Source organism: Paraburkholderia sp. SIMBA_027, from assembly GCF_046535315.1.
Classification (GTDB): domain Bacteria; phylum Pseudomonadota; class Gammaproteobacteria; order Burkholderiales; family Burkholderiaceae; genus Paraburkholderia; species Paraburkholderia tropica.
In genome coordinates this window covers 196068-210763 of record NZ_JAWRWY010000005.1, presented here as the reverse complement: position 1 = coordinate 210763, position 14696 = coordinate 196068, and the positions used below count along the sequence as shown (strand labels likewise).

The following is a 14696-nucleotide window of genomic DNA, read 5'->3' as shown; positions in this document are numbered from 1 at the left end:
GTTTCGAGAAGGTCGTAGGTCGTAATCGTGTGTGTCGTAGGCGGTATTTGCGCGCGGATCAGGAGGTCTGGTCGATGCGGTCGACGCGTTCGGCGTCGAAGGCCAGATAGCCCCCAATTTCGCGCACGGTGTCGTGCGGCGCTTCGTAACTCCAGGCGGCGTCGTCGATGCGTCCGTCTTCGGTGCGCAAGTGGTAGTAGACCGCCTCGCCCTTGTGCGGGCACGCGCTCGTGCGCACGGAACGTTCGAGGCGCGCCATGTTCACGTCGGCGCGCGGGAAATACCAGGTATCGATAGCGCCGGGTTCGGAGAGCGTGAGCGCGGCCAGCGTGTCGGCGATCGTGATCCCGCCGTGTATCACACGCACGCGATGACGATTTACGACGATCTCGATGCGATGGCCGGCATCCGGTTCGACCGTCATGGTCCGCTCCCTGATCGATGGGCGGCGCAGCCGGTGCGGCGCGCAGCCTCTTCCGGCAACGCGTGCCGGTCGTTGTGGATGGCTTCAGGCTCCCTGGGGGCTCGCGGCGCGGCGGGCCCGTCACTTCATTATCGGCGAAACTTGCCGCACTTGCGCGACTTCCCGCGCAGGGCGGCCGGCGCGCTGCGTCGGCTGGCGCACACTGGCCTGGCGTCGGCGCAACACCGCCTCGCCCTTCCTGCGCGCGGTCGGGCACGATGCACCCGAAACGAACGCAAAACTCGAACGCAAGACGGCCCGCGCCTTTCCCGCGCGGGCCGTCTTGCAACACGTTGCAAAACGCGGCGGACTTCCCCCGCGCGTTACCAGACGAACGCGGCGCGCGCGCTGCCGTTCGAGCCGACAGTCACCGTGCTGGTCTTCTCGACGCCGTTATGGCTCGCGTGCACCGTATAGCGGCCCGGGCGCACCCGCACCAGCATGTACGGCCCGCGCGACGTGGTGTCGAGAACGCTCGCGCCGTGGGCGTTCGTGAGCTGCACGCGCACGTCGGCGAGGAACTCGGCGTTACGGCCCGTGAAGCGCAGCGACAGCGGCCACGAGCGTTGCGCCGCCTGCAGCGCCTTCGACTCGTCTTGACCGACGCCGCCCGAGACATACGAGACGTCGCCTTGCTGCTGCACTTGCGGCATGCCGCCGCCGTTGGTGTTGCCGGCGCTCGAATCGTCGGACGACGAGCCGCCGACCGTGGCGTTGCCCTGCGTGCCGTTCATGTCTGACGAGCCCGCGTTGCCGCCTGGCGGCATGGCTTGCTGCGCTGCCGCATTGCCCGCGTAGCCGAGTGCCAGGGTGGCCGCGAGCGCGGCGGCCGACAGGACGGGGCGTGCGTTTCGGAACATCTTCATCGTGATGACTCCTTGGAAGTTTCTCCGGTATGGCGGATAGCGCAAAGCGCGTGCCCATGAGAACAGGTATAGGAGATCGGCCGATGACATGGCGAAACATCGCCGCAAACCGCGCGCACAAAAGAAAACTGCCGCCGGGCACAAGCCCCGGCGGCAGTGGAAAAGCGGTCCGGCAATCCCGGTAGACGAAGCGTAAAGCGCGTCGGACCGCTGGAGCGAATCGTGACGACGGTTGCCGCGCCTAGCCGAGATCGACCGGCACGAAGATCTGCGCGTCGTCGCGCTGGATCAGCAGCGCGATGCTGTTGCCCGCCTGCGCGATCATCTGCTTGAGCTGTTCGGCGCTGCCGACCGGACGGCCGTTCACGGCAAGGATCACGTCGCCGGGCTGGATGCCCGCGTTTTCCGCCGCGCCGCCCGCCTGCTCGACGAGCAGGCCGTGATCGACCGAATCGTTGCTCTTCTCTTCCGGCGTCAGCGGACGCACGGCCACGCCCAGGCGCCCCTGCATCTGCGACTGCGGCGTATCGTTCGACGCCACCTTGGCGTCGGAGAGCGTGCCGATGGTCGCGTTCAGATCCTTGGTGGTCTTGTCGCGCCAGATCTGGACGTCGGCCTTGGTGCCCGGCTTCATGCCCGCGATCAGCGACGGCAGGTCCGACGAATCGCCGATCTGCTCGCCGTTCACCGCCACGATCACGTCGCCCGGCTTCAGGCCCGCCTTGGCGGCCGGGCCGTTCGCGTCCACCGAGCTGACGAGCGCGCCGTGCGGCTTGTCCATGCCGAACGAATTGGCGAGCGTCTGGTTCATCGACTGCACCGCGACGCCGAGGCGTCCGCGGCTCACGTGGCCGGTCTTGACGAGGTCGTCCTTGACCTTCATCGCTTCGGTGATCGGGATCGCGAACGACAGGCCCTGGAAGCCGCCCGTCTGCGAATAGATCATCGAGTTGATGCCGATGACTTCGCCCTGCAGATTGAACAGCGGGCCGCCCGAATTGCCGGGGTTCACCGGCACGTCGGTCTGGATGAACGGCGTGTAGTTCTCGTCCGGCAGCGAGCGCGACTTCGCGCTGATGATGCCCGAGGTCACGGTGTTGTCGAAGCCGTACGGCGAGCCGATCGCCACCACCCACTGGCCGACCTTGCTCTGGCGCGGATCGCCGATCTTCACGGTCGGCAGATCCTTGGCGTCGATCTTGAGCACGGCCACGTCGGACTGCTTGTCCGCGCCCACGACCTTCGCCTTGAATTCGCGCTTGTCGGTGAGCTTGACCGTCACCACGTTCGCGCCGTCCACGACGTGCGCGTTGGTGAGGATGTAGCCGTCCTGGCTGATGATGAAGCCCGAACCGAGGCTCGTGCTCGGCGTGTCGGGCTGCGCACCGCCGCCGCTGCCGTCGCCGCCCATGCCGGGCATGCCGCCGTAGAAGTGCTTGAAGAACTGATAGAACGGATCGCTCGGATCGATCGGCAGTTGCTGCGCGCCGCCACCGGCGCCGCCGCGCATCGCCGTCTGCTTGACGACGTGCTTCGCGCTGATGTTCACGACCGCCGGACCGTAGGTTTCGACGAGGCCCGAGAAGTCGGGAATGCCGGTCTTGGCCGCGGCCTCGGCGGGCATCATCGCGGCCTGTGCCGGCGTGATGACCTGCGGCGGCGGCACGTCGCGGCGACCGGCAACGTAACCGGCCGACAACGCCACGGCCACGGCGATCGCCACGGCACTACGGGTAAAGACTTTGGTATTCATAGCGGACTCCTTGCGCGGGATGCTGTCACGACGTAACGAAGATTAAGCGGCGTCGCTTAAAGGAGTCTTAATTTGGGAACTCATGCGCAAAGCCCCGTCCGGAGGGGCTTTGCGGGAGCGCGAGGCGAATAAGGGGCGAATTGAAAGCTCGATTAAAGCTTCGCCGGCACGTCGATGCGCAATGATTCAAACGCCCCCGCGCAATCCTTGCGCGCGCATCGATCGGAGGAAAGCGGGCCGACGCGCGGCATGCGGCCCGCGCGCCCGATCAGAAGCGCAGATCGACCTGCAAACCGCCCGCCGGCGAGTCGCCGAGCGAGATGGTCGCGCCGTGCTGATCGGCGATCCGCCGGACGATCGCCAGCCCGAGTCCGGTGCCCGCGACATCGGTGCGCGCGCGGTTCGCGCCCGCGCCCACGCGATAGAAACGGTCGAACACGCGCGCGCGTTCGTCGACGGGAATGCCCGGCCCGCTATCCGCGATCCGCACGAGCGGATGGCCGTCGTCGAGCAGCAGGCTCACGTCGACGCGGCCGCCCGCGGGCGTGTATTTCGTGGCGTTGTCGAGCAGATTGTTGAACATCACGCGCAGCGCGTCGGCGTCGCCGTCCACGTGCGCATCGGCGCTTTCCTCGATGCCGAGATCCACGCCGCGCTGCTGCGCGAGCGGTGCGTAGTTGAGCACGCAGTCGTCGAGCAAGGCGTGCAGGTCGACGCTGCGCGCGCGCGCATGGCCGTCCGGTTCCGAGCGCGCGAGCGCGAGCAGTTGCTCCGCGAGACGCGTCGCGCGCGTGACGCCCGCCTGCAGATCGCCGAGCGCTTCGCGGCGCGCGTCGTCGTCCTTTGCGCGCGCAACCAGTTGCGCCTGAATCTGCACCGCCGCGAGCGGCGTGCGCAGTTCGTGCGCGGCATCGGCGACAAAGGCCTTCTGCGTGTCGAGCGCGTGCGCGAGCCGTTCGAGCAGCGCGTTGAGCGCATGGACGAGCGGCATCACTTCGCGCGGCAAGCGCTCCTCGGGCAGCGGATCGAGCGCCTCGGGATGCCGCGTGTCGAGCGCGCGCGCGACGCGCGACAGCGGCTTGAGGCCGCGCCCCACCACCATCCACACGGCGAGACCGAGAAACGGCAGCAGCACGATCAGCGGCCAGAGCGTGCGTAGCGCGACGTTCGCCGCGAGCCGGTTGCGCACCGACACCGGCTGCGCGAGCTGCACGACGTTGTCGCCGACGATCGCGCCGTACACGCGCCAGTCGCCGCGATCGGTCTTTTCAGTCGAGAAGCCGAGCTCCGCGCGCGGCGCGAGCGGCGCGCGCGGATGCGAGTAGTACATCAGCACGCCGTTGCGATTCCAGATCTGCAGGACGATGCCTTCGGTGCCGGTATCGCGCGATGACAGAATCTCGTTGAAGGGCTCGGACGGCAGCGCCGAAGCGATTTCCTGAAGCTGGTAATCGAACAGTTCGTTGGCTTCCGCGAGCGCCTGGCGGTAGATCAGCCAGCCCGCGAGGCTCACGCCCGCGACCACGATCGCGAGCAGCCAGAACAGCAGTTGTCGTCGAATCGAACTCATTGGTGCGCGTTCGTCCTCACGCGTCTTTCGCGATCATGTAGCCGAGGCCGCGCACGTTGCGGATGAGATCGGCGCCGAGTTTCTTGCGCAGCGCGTGGATGTAGACCTCGACCGTGTTGCTGCCGATTTCCTCCCCCCAGCCGTACATCTTCTCTTCGAGCTGGCTTTTCGAGAGCACCGCGCCGGGCCGCGCGAGCAGCGCTTCGAGGAGCGCGAATTCGCGCGCCGACAGCGCCACGGGCGTGCCGTCCTGCGTGACCTGGTGCGAGGCCGGATCGAGCGTGATCGAGCCGTGACGGATGGTGGATTCGCTGCGGCCCGACTGGCGGCGGATCAGCGCACGCATGCGCGCGCCGAGTTCGTCGAGATCGAAGGGCTTGATGAGGTAATCGTCGGCGCCGGCGTCGAGACCTTTCACGCGGTCGGCGATGGCGTCGCGCGCCGTGAGGATCAGCACCGGCAGCGCCGTGCCGCGCGCGCGCAGCGTGCGCAGCACGTCGAGGCCATCGCGCTTGGGCAGCCCGAGATCGAGCAGCATCAGGTCGTAGCTTTCGCCACTCGCGGCCGAGAGCGCGGCTTCGCCGTCCTCGACCCAATCGACCGCAAAGCCCTCGCCGCGCAGCGCCTTGCGCACGCCTTCGGCGATCATGCGGTCATCTTCGACTAGCAGTATGCGCATCGTAGTGAAATAACGAAGCGGCGCGCGTGGCGCCGCGTTGCAGGATAACGATGGTGCATTCTAGCGCGGCGCCGACAGCACCACGCCGATGTGGCGTGCGAATGGTTCGCGCTGTGCGCTCAAAGATTCGTACGCGCGATCTGCTTGCATCTCGCCTGCTTCGTCATTACTTCTCGATGACATGCGTCCGTATCGCGTTTTTATTGCGCCTTTCGCCCCTGCTTTCATCACTTTTGTCGCCGATGATGCGCGCGCACCGCACGAGGTCTTTACAATGGGCGCTTTTGCGGCGCGCGGCGCCGCGATGCTGATGCGCCGTTCAGCCGGCTTTGCGCCCGAGCGCGAAGCCCGCGCGACGGCCGCGCGCATCGCCACCGCTTCGCGCCCCTGAATCCGCGTCCGCGCGCAAACCGGCGAAGCCGCCCTCGAAGGCGCTCGCCGCGCGCGCGGCCCTGCACTGCCCGCCACTGCCCGCACTCGCCAACGCATTTCATGCCGCCCGTTTCGTCGTCCCCGCGCCCTCTTCGCTCCCTTCGCCGCTTCTGGCGCCTGCCGTCGCGTCAAGCCGCCAGCCTCGCCTCCGCAGGCACGCCTGCACGCGCGCGCGCCCGCACCGCCGGCCGCACGCTCTCTCTCACGCTCGTCTGCGCCGCGCTGAGCGCCGCGTTCTGCGCCGCGCCCGCCGCCTACGCGCAGCCGACCGAGGGCCGCACGCCGACCGTCAACGTCAGCACCGTGCTGCCGCCTTCGGTCATGACGGGGCTCGAACGCGCGCACGTGCCGCTTTCGTCGATGAGCGTGGTGATCGAAAAAGTCGGCGACCGCTCGCCGAGCGTGGCCGTCAACGCCGGCCAGCCGATGATGCCCGCCTCGACGATGAAGCTCGTCACCACCTGGAGCGGCCTCGCGATGCTCGGCGCCGACTACCGCTGGAAGACCTCGGCCTACACCGACGGCGAAGTCGATGCGAGCGGCACGCTGCACGGCAATCTCTACATCAAGGGCACCGGCGATCCGAAACTCGTGCCCGAAGAACTGATCGACCTCGTGCAGAAGATCCGCGCGTCGGGCATCACGCGCATCGAAGGCGCGCTCGTGCTCGACAAGAGCGAGTTCGATCCGTCCACGCGCGACCTGCCCTCGTTCGACGGCGACGACAGCGCGCCCTATAACGTCGGCCCCGATCCGCTGATGTACGCGTTCAAGTCGGTGTCGTTCACGTTCTCGCCGTCGCGCGAAGGCGTCTCGATCGACGTGGTGCCGCCGGTCGCGCAATGGCAGATCGACAACCAGATTCAGGAGCGCCCCGGCGCGTGCCGCGGCATGCTGCCGAGCCCGCAGGTCACGCCCGGCGCGAACGGCGTCGTCACCGCCAGCTTCGACGGCAACTACGCGATGCGCTGCGGCGCGCGCACGCTCAACATGGCCGCGCCCGTCGATCACTCGACGTTCTTCGCCGACGGCTTCCTCGCGCTCTGGCAACAGGCGGGCGGCAGCTTCTCGGGCGCGACGCACGAAGGCGTCGTGCCGCCGCGCGCGCGCCTCGTGGCCGTGCACCAGAGCCCGCCGCTCGGCGACGTCGTGCACGACATCAACAAGTTCAGCAACAACGTGATGGCGCGCAATCTGTTCCTCACGCTCGGCGCGGTCGAGGGCAAGCCGCCTTCAACCACGGCGAAGGCCGCGTCGGCGGTGACGAACTTCCTGCACCGCAACGGCCTTGCGATGCCCGAACTCGTGCTCGACAACGGCTGCGGCCTGTCGCGCGAAGAGCACATCAGCGCGCTCTCGCTCGCGAACCTGCTGCAGACGGCCAACGCGAGCCCGGTCGCGCAGGTCTTTATCGACTCGCTGCCGGTCGCGGGCGTGGACGGCACGATGCGCAACCGCCTGACCAACGCGGGCGTGGGCGGCAACGCGCACATCAAGACCGGCACGCTGCGCGACGTGCGCGCGATCGCGGGCTACGTGGCCGCCGAGAACGGTTCGAGCTGGATCGTCGTGAGCCTGATCAACGATCCGCGCGCGGAAGGCGCGCGCGCCGCTCACGATGCGCTGCTCGAATGGGTCTACAAGGGCATGCCCGAGGAGCATCCGGTGTATGTCGATCCGCATCCGCGCAAGGCGTCGAAGGCGTCGCGCGCGGGCCACGGCGTGAGAGTCGAGCGGATCAGCGAATCGGTCGGCCGCAAGCCGGCGGAAAAGGCGCCGGAAAAAGCATCGGAAAAGGCGTCGCCCAAAGCCTCGGCGAAGGCGCCTGCGAAGACGTCGGCCAAGGCGTCCGGCAAGGCCACGAAGAAGCATCACGCCGCGCATTGAGCGTGACACTCGCACACGCGGACGGCACGTCGTCATGACGTTTCGTCCGCGGTGCTGAGCGCCTGGGCTCGCGCGTTTCTGGCGCGTTTCTGGCGCGTTTATGGGCACGGCTTCTGTGCGCTCGCATCCGCCTCCGCGAACGCGCGCCGCCCGGCCGCTTTTGCCGCGTTTCACCCTCGCCCCAAGCGCCCCCCGCGCATGCCGATCCGGCGCGCCACCTCCCCGCATCGCACGCCGCGCAAGGCTCGCCCGGCGGGCCGCCTCGAAGATTTCCTCTAGCAAAGCCCCGAGCGTCGCGCGTCGCGGACGTGTACTCTGACGGGCAAAGTCCGGTAGCGCGTCAGCGTATGCATCGCGCACCGGCAGCCGCGCGCACGCCCTCTTGCACCGGGAAGGGCACGCGACGGCGCTCTGGAGACGAGACACACAACAACGCGGCGCCAGCGCCGCACACGGGACGAGGAGGACGACGTTCGTGCAGTTCGACGCGCAATGGCTGCTGCTCGCGCTCGCGCCCGTATTTCTCGCCTGCATCGGCTGGGAAGCCTGGCATCTCGCCCGCACGCGCCCCGACACGGCCCTCTACAGCTTGCCCGACACGCTCTGCAACGCCGCGCTCGCGCTCATGCACCAAGGCGCAGACAAGCTCGCGTGGCTCGTCGCGATTCCCGTCTACGCCTGGGTCTGGCGCCACGGGCGTCTGACAGACTGGCAGCCCGGCTGGCGCGCCTGGCTCGTGCTGTTCGTCACCCAGGACCTGCTCTACTACGTGTTTCACCGCGCGAGCCATCGCGTGCGCTGGCTGTGGGCCGCGCACGTCGTCCATCATTCGTCGGGACGCCTCAATCTTTCCACCGCCTTCCGTCAGAGCCTGATGTATCCCGTCGCGGGCATGTGGCTGTTCTGGATTCCGCTCGCCGTGATCGGCTTCACGCCGATGCAGATCGTCGGCATCGTGCTCGTCAATCTCGCGTTTCAGTTCTTCGTGCATACGCAGGCGATCGGCAAGCTCGGCTGGCTCGAATACGTGTTCAACACGCCGTCGATGCACCGCGTCCATCACGCGCGCAACGAACGTTACATCGACCGCAATTACGCCGGCGTGCTGGCGATCTGGGACCGTCTGTTCGGCAGCTACGTCGAAGAAGATGCGCTCGAACCGCCCGTGTACGGCATCGTCAAGCCGCTCGATACCTACAACCCGCTGAAGGCGAGCTTTCACGAATGGATCGCGATGGCGCGCGACTGCGCGCGCATGCCGGACTGGCGCACGCGGCTTGCTGCGCTGTTCGCGCCGCCCGATTGGTGCGCGCGCCACGACCTCGCGCTTGCGCCGCAGGCCTCGCAGGCGGCCGTGACGGAAAACAACACCAGGGGTGAGTGCGGGTCGCGCGAACCTTAGGAGATTGCGTAGGCTGTCGGCCAGAGAACGGGGAACGAAGTACACAAGCCAGATCCGCACCGGCAGTTTGCATTGAAGCAGTGGCCATCAAGCCACACACCGAGGAGATGAAGTGAATATGAAGCACCAAGGAACGAGACACCGTACGCTGCTGCGCGCCTCCCAGATCGCTCTCGCGAGCGCCGCTTTCGCCCTCCTCGCCGCGTGCGGCGGCGGCAGTGGCGACAACAACAGCAGCGCCAGCACGACGCCGGCGGGCGGCGTGAAACTGCAGGTCGTGTCGTTCGGCGACAGCCTCTCCGACGTCGGCACCTACTCGCCGCAAATCCTGCCGGGCTTCGGCGGCGGCAAGTTCACGACGAACCCGGGCGAGATCTGGGTGCAGAAGATCGCGGAATACTACGGCGGCACCATCACGCCGGCCTACGAAGGCGGCTTCGGCCTCGCGCTCACCGCCACGGGCGGCATGGGCTACGCGCAGGGCGGCTCGGACGTCAGCGCGGCCTTCCCCGAAGGCGAAGGCTGGGCGCCGAACAACGCGGCGGCGACCACTGTGCCGGTCGAGACCCAGGTCAGCAATTACCTGAGCGCCTACAAGAGCTTCAACGACGGCCAGCTCGTGCTGATCAACGGCGGCGCGAACGACATCTTCCAGTACGCGACGACGGCGAACCTGCAGGCGCTCGGCGCGGCGCTGCAAACCGATTTCCCGGCGCTCGTGGCGGCCGGCACGCTGCCGAACACGCAGGCGGGCCAGGTGCAGTTCATCGCCGGCTACCTGAAGCAGAACAACGCGCAGGTCTACCAGGCGGCCGTGGCAATGGCCACGCAGGTGCAGACCATTCTGCAGGCGGGCGGCAAGCACGTCGTCTTCATGACCGTGCCCGATATCGGCCAGACGCCGCTCGGCGTAGCGGCGAATGCGCAGTCGGCCGGCGCGGCTGCGCTGCTGACCGGCATCACGGCGGCCTACAACGGCATCGTCGAAACGGCGCTCGCGTCGGCCATCAGCTCGAAGGCGGTGATTCTCGCCGATGCGTTCACGTGGCTCGACACCGTCGTGCTGCCGAACGCCCAGGCGAACGGCTTCACGGTCACCAACACCGGCACGGCCTGTAACCTGACGCTGATGGCGCAGAACGCCACCGCCTACGCGCAGAAGTATCCGCAAGTGCTGCAAAACGGCATGACGGCCGCGGAATACGGCGCGCAGTTCCAGTCGTCGCTGTTCTGCTCGCCGCAGAGCTACACAGTGGCGAACGCGGACCAGACCTACGTGTTCGCCGACACGGTCCACCCGAGCACGCACACGCACGCGCTGTTCGCGCAGTACGTCGAGCAGACGATCGCGGCTTCGGGGCTCGGGAAGTAAGCTTGCGGCCCAGCGCTGTTGCGCTGCGCTGCGCTGTGTTGCGCTGTGTTGCGCTGCGTTGCGTAAGGGCGAAAAAAAGCCCGGCCTGGAAAGGCCGGGCTTTTTGTTTGGCGGGGCGGGCGTTACAACCGCCCGCTCCGCCCTACTCCTGCGCTTCGAACGCCGCCGCCGCGCGACCGAGCCGGTCGTTCACGGCGATCCATTCGATTGTCTCCGGCAGCTTCTCGATGAGAATGCGCGAGACATTCGCCCGATCGAGCGCGCGCAGCAAGCCATACAGCTCGCGCGCATAAGCCTGCGGTTCTTCGGGCGCGGCCACGAAATGCACGTTGGCCGCCTGCGCCCACGCACCCGCGCGCGAGGCACGCGCCACCAGCGCCACCGTCTCGCCCGCGGCGCGCGCGGCGGCGAGCTGCGGCTCCAGCGCCTCGAACGGCTGCAGCGCCAGCGGCGTGCGCGGCGCGTAGTGCGCCTTGAGCGTGCCCGACGCGCGCGGCGCCGTGGCATCCGAACCATCGGGCAGACGCGGCGCCTCACCGAGCACGCGCGCGATATCGTGCGGGCTCACATGGCCAGGACGCAGCAGCGCCGGGAAGCCACGCGACAAATCGAGAATCGTCGATTCGATGCCCACGTCGCACGCGCCGCCGTCGAGCACATGCACCGTCGCGCCGAACTCGTCGCGTACGTGCTGCGCCGTGGTCGGGCTCACGTGGCCGAAGCGGTTCGCGGACGGCGCCGCGACGCCGCCATGCCCGCCGCGCCGCGCCGAAAACGCCGCCAGCAGCTTCTGCGCGACCGGATGCGACGGGCAGCGCAGCCCTACCGAATCCTGACCGCCGCTCACCGCGTCGGGAATGCGTGCGTGACGCTTGACGATCAGCGTGAGCGGACCCGGCCAGAAGGCGTCGACGAGCTTTTGCGCGGCTTCCGGCCACTCGGCGGCCCAGTACTGCGGATCGCCGCCCGGCGGCAGATGCACGATCACCGGATGGTTGGCGGGACGCCCCTTCGCGGCGTAAATACGCGCGACGGCTTCCGGGCTCGCCGCGTCGCCGCCGAGGCCGTAGACGGTCTCGGTCGGAAACGCGACCAGTTCGCCCGCATCGAGCAGCGCGGCGGCGTGCTCGATGTCGGCGTCGGACAACGGCGAAGCCACGGATGAAGCGGCGGAATGCGGCTGTTCGGACATGATGCGCGGCGTCCTCAGCTCGTGACGATATGCAGCAGACGCGCGCAATCGCGTGCGGCCGTGCGGGCTTCGTCGAGCGTCGGCGCGGTGAAGTTCACGTGGCCCATCTTGCGGCCCGGGCGCGCGTCTTCCTTGCCGTACAGATGCAGACGCGCGGCAGGCATCGCCGCGACCTGGTCCCACGGCGGCGTGACGGGCGCGGCGCCCTTCTGCGCCTTCGCCTCGCCGGCGCCGGCCGGGAACCACACATCGCCGAGAATGTTGAGCATCACGGCCGGCGAGTGCTGGCGCGTGTCGCCGAGCGGCATGCCAGTCATCGCGCGCACCTGCTGCTCGAACTGGCTCGTCGCACAGGCATCGGTCGTGTAGTGGCCCGAGTTGTGCGGACGCGGCGCCATTTCATTGGCGACCAGCGAACCGTCTTCGAGGATGAAAAACTCCACGCACAGCACGCCCACGTAGCCGAGCTTCGCCGCAATCTGCAGCGCCGCCTGCTGCGCCTGCTTGACGAGCGCTTCGCTCGCGTCCGGCGCGGGCACGATCGTGTGCGACAGCACGCCGTTGCGGTGCGTGTTCTGCGCGAGCGGATAGACCACGGCCGCGCCGTTCGCGCCGCGCGCGATCAGCGCGCTGACTTCGAACTTGAGCGGCAGGCGCTTTTCCAGCACGCACGGCACGCCGCCGAGCGACGCATGCGCCTCGCGCACTTCGTCGGCGTTCGTCACGCGGATCTGGCCCTTGCCGTCGTAACCCATGCGCGCGGTTTTCAGGATGCCGGGCAGCACGGCGGCGATCGTGGCGTCGTCGAGCGCGGCGAGGGCCTGCGACGATTCGATCACCACGTGCGGCGCGACCGGCACGCCCGACGCCGCGATAAAGCGCTTCTCGGCGATGCGGTCCTGCGCGACGGCCACGCAACGCCCGGCCGGGCTCACGAAGGTCGATTTGGCGAGCGCGTCGAGGCTCGCGGCGGGCACGTTCTCGAACTCGGTCGAGATGGCCGCGCACAGGCGCGCGAGTTCGGTCAGTGCGGCTTCGTCGTCGTAGGCCGCGCAGATATGGCGGTCGGCGACCGCGCCTGCGGGGCTGGTCGCGTCCGGGTCGAGCACGGCAACGCGATAGCCCATCGCCTGAGCGGCAAAGCAGAACATGCGGCCAAGCTGGCCGCCACCCACCATGCCCAGCCAGGCGCCGGGCAGGATCGGTGAAACCGGAGAATTGTCAGGAGTCATCTTCGTGGTCGGTCGCGGCTGGCCGCGGCGCGTGGGGATACGTCGCGCGGTCCAGACCGGGGTTTAACGTCGAAGGCAGGACGCGGTGCCGGCCTTCGACGGTGTCGCTTCAGGCGGCGTCCGATGGGTCAACTCAACTCGAAACAACAGCAAGTGACATCGATCGTCGCCAAACTGGCGCTTAACGCACCACGCTTAGAGCGCCGGCAGCACCATCGCATGCGCCGCTTCGTTCTGGCGCACGCGGAACGCCGCGAGCTTGTTCGCGTATTCCGGATCGGTCACGCTCAGCATCGAGACGGCGAACAGCGCCGCATTGGCCGCGCCCGCTTCGCCGATGGCGAAGGTCGCGACCGGCACGCCCTTGGGCATCTGCACGATCGAATGGAGCGAGTCCACGCCCTTCAGATACTTGCTGACCGCCGGCACGCCAAGCACGGGCACCGTGGTCTTGGCCGCCAGCATGCCCGGCAGATGCGCCGCGCCGCCCGCGCCCGCGATGATCGCGCGCAGGCCGCGCTCGCGCGCTTTCTCTGCGTACTCGAACATCTCGTCGGGCATGCGGTGCGCCGAGACGACCTTGGCCTCGTACGCCACGCCGAACTCCTGCAGGATCGCGACCGCGTGCTTCATCGTTTCCCAGTCGGAGCTGGAGCCCATCAACACGCCGACGAGGGGCGCCGCATGCTGGTGAGCCGTCTGAACTTCGCTCATTGTGCTTCCTTTTTCCTTCTATTCACTGCGATGGCGGCCTTTTCCGACCGCCAGTCGCTTACACCATCCGCTTTTCAGGCCAGCTTCTGGCCGGTCAGGCGCTCGAGCGCTTCCTGATACTTGGCCGAGGTCTTTTCGATGACTTCTTCGGGCAGCTTCGGCGCCGGCGGCTCTTTCGCCCAGTCCTGGGTTTCGAGCCAGTCGCGCACGAACTGCTTGTCGAACGACGGCGGGTTCGAGCCCACCTGGTACTGGTCGGCGGGCCAGAAACGCGACGAGTCGGCGGTGAGCGCCTCGTCCATCAGGAACAGCTGGCCGTTGGTGTCCAGACCGAATTCGAACTTGGTGTCGGCGATGATGATGCCGCGCGTGGCCGCGTAATCGGCGGCTTCCTTGTACAGCTTGATCGAGATTTCCTTGATCGTGCGCGAGAGTTCGGTGCCGATGCGGCGCTCCATCTCGTCGTACGTGATGTTCTCGTCGTGATGGCCCATTTCGGCCTTCGCGGCCGGCGTGAAGATCGGCTCGGGCAGCTTCTGCGCGTTTTGCAGGCCCGGCGGCAGTTCGACGCCGCACACGGCGCCCGTTGCCTGATAGTCCTTCCAGCCGCTGCCGGCCAGATAACCGCGCACCACGGCTTCGACGAGGATCGGTTCGAGACGCTTCACCACCACGGCGCGGCCCTTGACCTGCTCGACTTCGTCGGCGGCCACCACGGTTTCGGGCGCGACGCCCGTGAGGTGGTTCGGCACGACGTGCTTGAGCTTCTCGAACCAGAAGTCGGCCATCTGGTTGAGCACCTCGCCCTTGCGCGGAATCGGCTCGCCCATGATGACGTCGAACGCCGACAGACGGTCGGTGGTGACGATCAGCAACTTGTCGTCGCCCACGGCGTAGTTGTCGCGGACCTTGCCGCGGCCCAGAAGCGGCAGCGAGCGGAGCGTGGATTCGTAGAGGGTAGACATCGTCGTGATTCGCTAAAAGAACAATCGAAACGGAAGCGGGACCGGCGCGGACGGCCGGAATCCGGAAAGTAATGCGAGGGTAAACCAAAAACCGCTAAAAAGCTCATCGCCGTTCCCCCTGAACTGGCGGAAACGGCGACGTTTCAACTCGCTGCAGGCGCGTTCCGGG

The 14696-nt window shown here is 67.7% G+C and carries 13 protein-coding genes; 4 read left to right on the top strand and 9 right to left on the bottom strand.

Features of this window, described 5'->3' with window-relative positions; genetic code table 11:
- Positions 1–58: 58 nt before the first annotated feature.
- From SB764_RS11300 to SB764_RS11280, 5 genes are all read right to left on the bottom strand, one after another.
- Positions 59–424 (bottom strand): DUF427 domain-containing protein, encoded by a 366-nt coding sequence (locus SB764_RS11300; protein ID WP_065059291.1) that lies wholly within the window; start codon positions 422–424, stop codon positions 59–61.
- 362 nt (positions 425–786) lie between these two features.
- Positions 787–1329: a carboxypeptidase-like regulatory domain-containing protein gene (locus SB764_RS11295; protein WP_065059292.1), complete on the bottom strand. Its 543-nt coding sequence runs from the start codon at positions 1327–1329 to the stop codon at positions 787–789.
- Positions 1330–1570: 241 nt separating this feature from the next.
- Positions 1571–3082: a DegQ family serine endoprotease gene (locus SB764_RS11290; RefSeq protein ID WP_065059293.1), complete on the bottom strand. Its 1512-nt coding sequence runs from the start codon at positions 3080–3082 to the stop codon at positions 1571–1573.
- A gap of 268 nt (positions 3083–3350) precedes the next feature.
- Positions 3351–4652: an ATP-binding protein gene (locus SB764_RS11285; RefSeq protein ID WP_065059294.1), complete on the bottom strand. Its 1302-nt coding sequence runs from the start codon at positions 4650–4652 to the stop codon at positions 3351–3353.
- A gap of 16 nt (positions 4653–4668) precedes the next feature.
- Positions 4669–5331: a response regulator gene (locus tag SB764_RS11280; RefSeq protein WP_065059295.1), complete on the bottom strand. Its 663-nt coding sequence runs from the start codon at positions 5329–5331 to the stop codon at positions 4669–4671.
- An 88-nt stretch (positions 5332–5419) separates the two neighbouring features.
- On the opposite strand from SB764_RS11280, the gene SB764_RS11275 reads away from it, so the two are divergent.
- From SB764_RS11275 to SB764_RS11260, 4 genes are all read left to right on the top strand, one after another.
- Complete coding sequence (locus SB764_RS11275; protein WP_183716664.1) at positions 5420–5722, top strand: hypothetical protein; 303 nt, start codon at positions 5420–5422, stop codon at positions 5720–5722.
- A gap of 101 nt (positions 5723–5823) precedes the next feature.
- Positions 5824–7650: a D-alanyl-D-alanine carboxypeptidase/D-alanyl-D-alanine-endopeptidase gene (dacB, locus tag SB764_RS11270; RefSeq protein ID WP_080180650.1), complete on the top strand. Its 1827-nt coding sequence runs from the start codon at positions 5824–5826 to the stop codon at positions 7648–7650.
- A gap of 475 nt (positions 7651–8125) precedes the next feature.
- Positions 8126–9052 carry a sterol desaturase family protein gene (locus SB764_RS11265; protein ID WP_410863574.1) on the top strand — a complete coding sequence of 309 codons (927 nt, stop codon included), beginning with the start codon at positions 8126–8128 and terminating at the stop codon, positions 9050–9052.
- 118 nt (positions 9053–9170) lie between these two features.
- Positions 9171–10424 carry an SGNH/GDSL hydrolase family protein gene (locus SB764_RS11260; protein ID WP_065059298.1) on the top strand — a complete coding sequence of 418 codons (1254 nt, stop codon included), beginning with the start codon at positions 9171–9173 and terminating at the stop codon, positions 10422–10424.
- 142 nt (positions 10425–10566) lie between these two features.
- Here the strand turns inward: SB764_RS11260 and SB764_RS11255 are convergent, their stop codons facing one another.
- The 4 genes from SB764_RS11255 to SB764_RS11240 all read right to left on the bottom strand — a co-directional run bounded on the left by SB764_RS11255 (position 10567) and on the right by SB764_RS11240 (position 14527).
- Positions 10567–11616: an L-threonylcarbamoyladenylate synthase gene (locus SB764_RS11255; protein WP_321858040.1), complete on the bottom strand. Its 1050-nt coding sequence runs from the start codon at positions 11614–11616 to the stop codon at positions 10567–10569.
- A gap of 14 nt (positions 11617–11630) precedes the next feature.
- The gene (locus SB764_RS11250; RefSeq protein ID WP_065059300.1) at positions 11631–12848 is read right to left on the bottom strand and encodes a 5-(carboxyamino)imidazole ribonucleotide synthase; all 1218 of its coding nucleotides are present in this window, start codon (positions 12846–12848) and stop codon (positions 11631–11633) included.
- Between the two features lie 195 nt (positions 12849–13043).
- On the bottom strand, positions 13044–13562 hold the full coding sequence (purE, locus tag SB764_RS11245) for a 5-(carboxyamino)imidazole ribonucleotide mutase (RefSeq protein WP_065059301.1): 519 nt from the start codon (positions 13560–13562) through the stop codon (positions 13044–13046).
- A gap of 74 nt (positions 13563–13636) precedes the next feature.
- Positions 13637–14527, bottom strand: coding sequence for a phosphoribosylaminoimidazolesuccinocarboxamide synthase (locus SB764_RS11240; protein WP_065059302.1), 891 nt, complete (start codon positions 14525–14527; stop codon positions 13637–13639).
- Positions 14528–14696 lie beyond the last annotated feature (169 nt).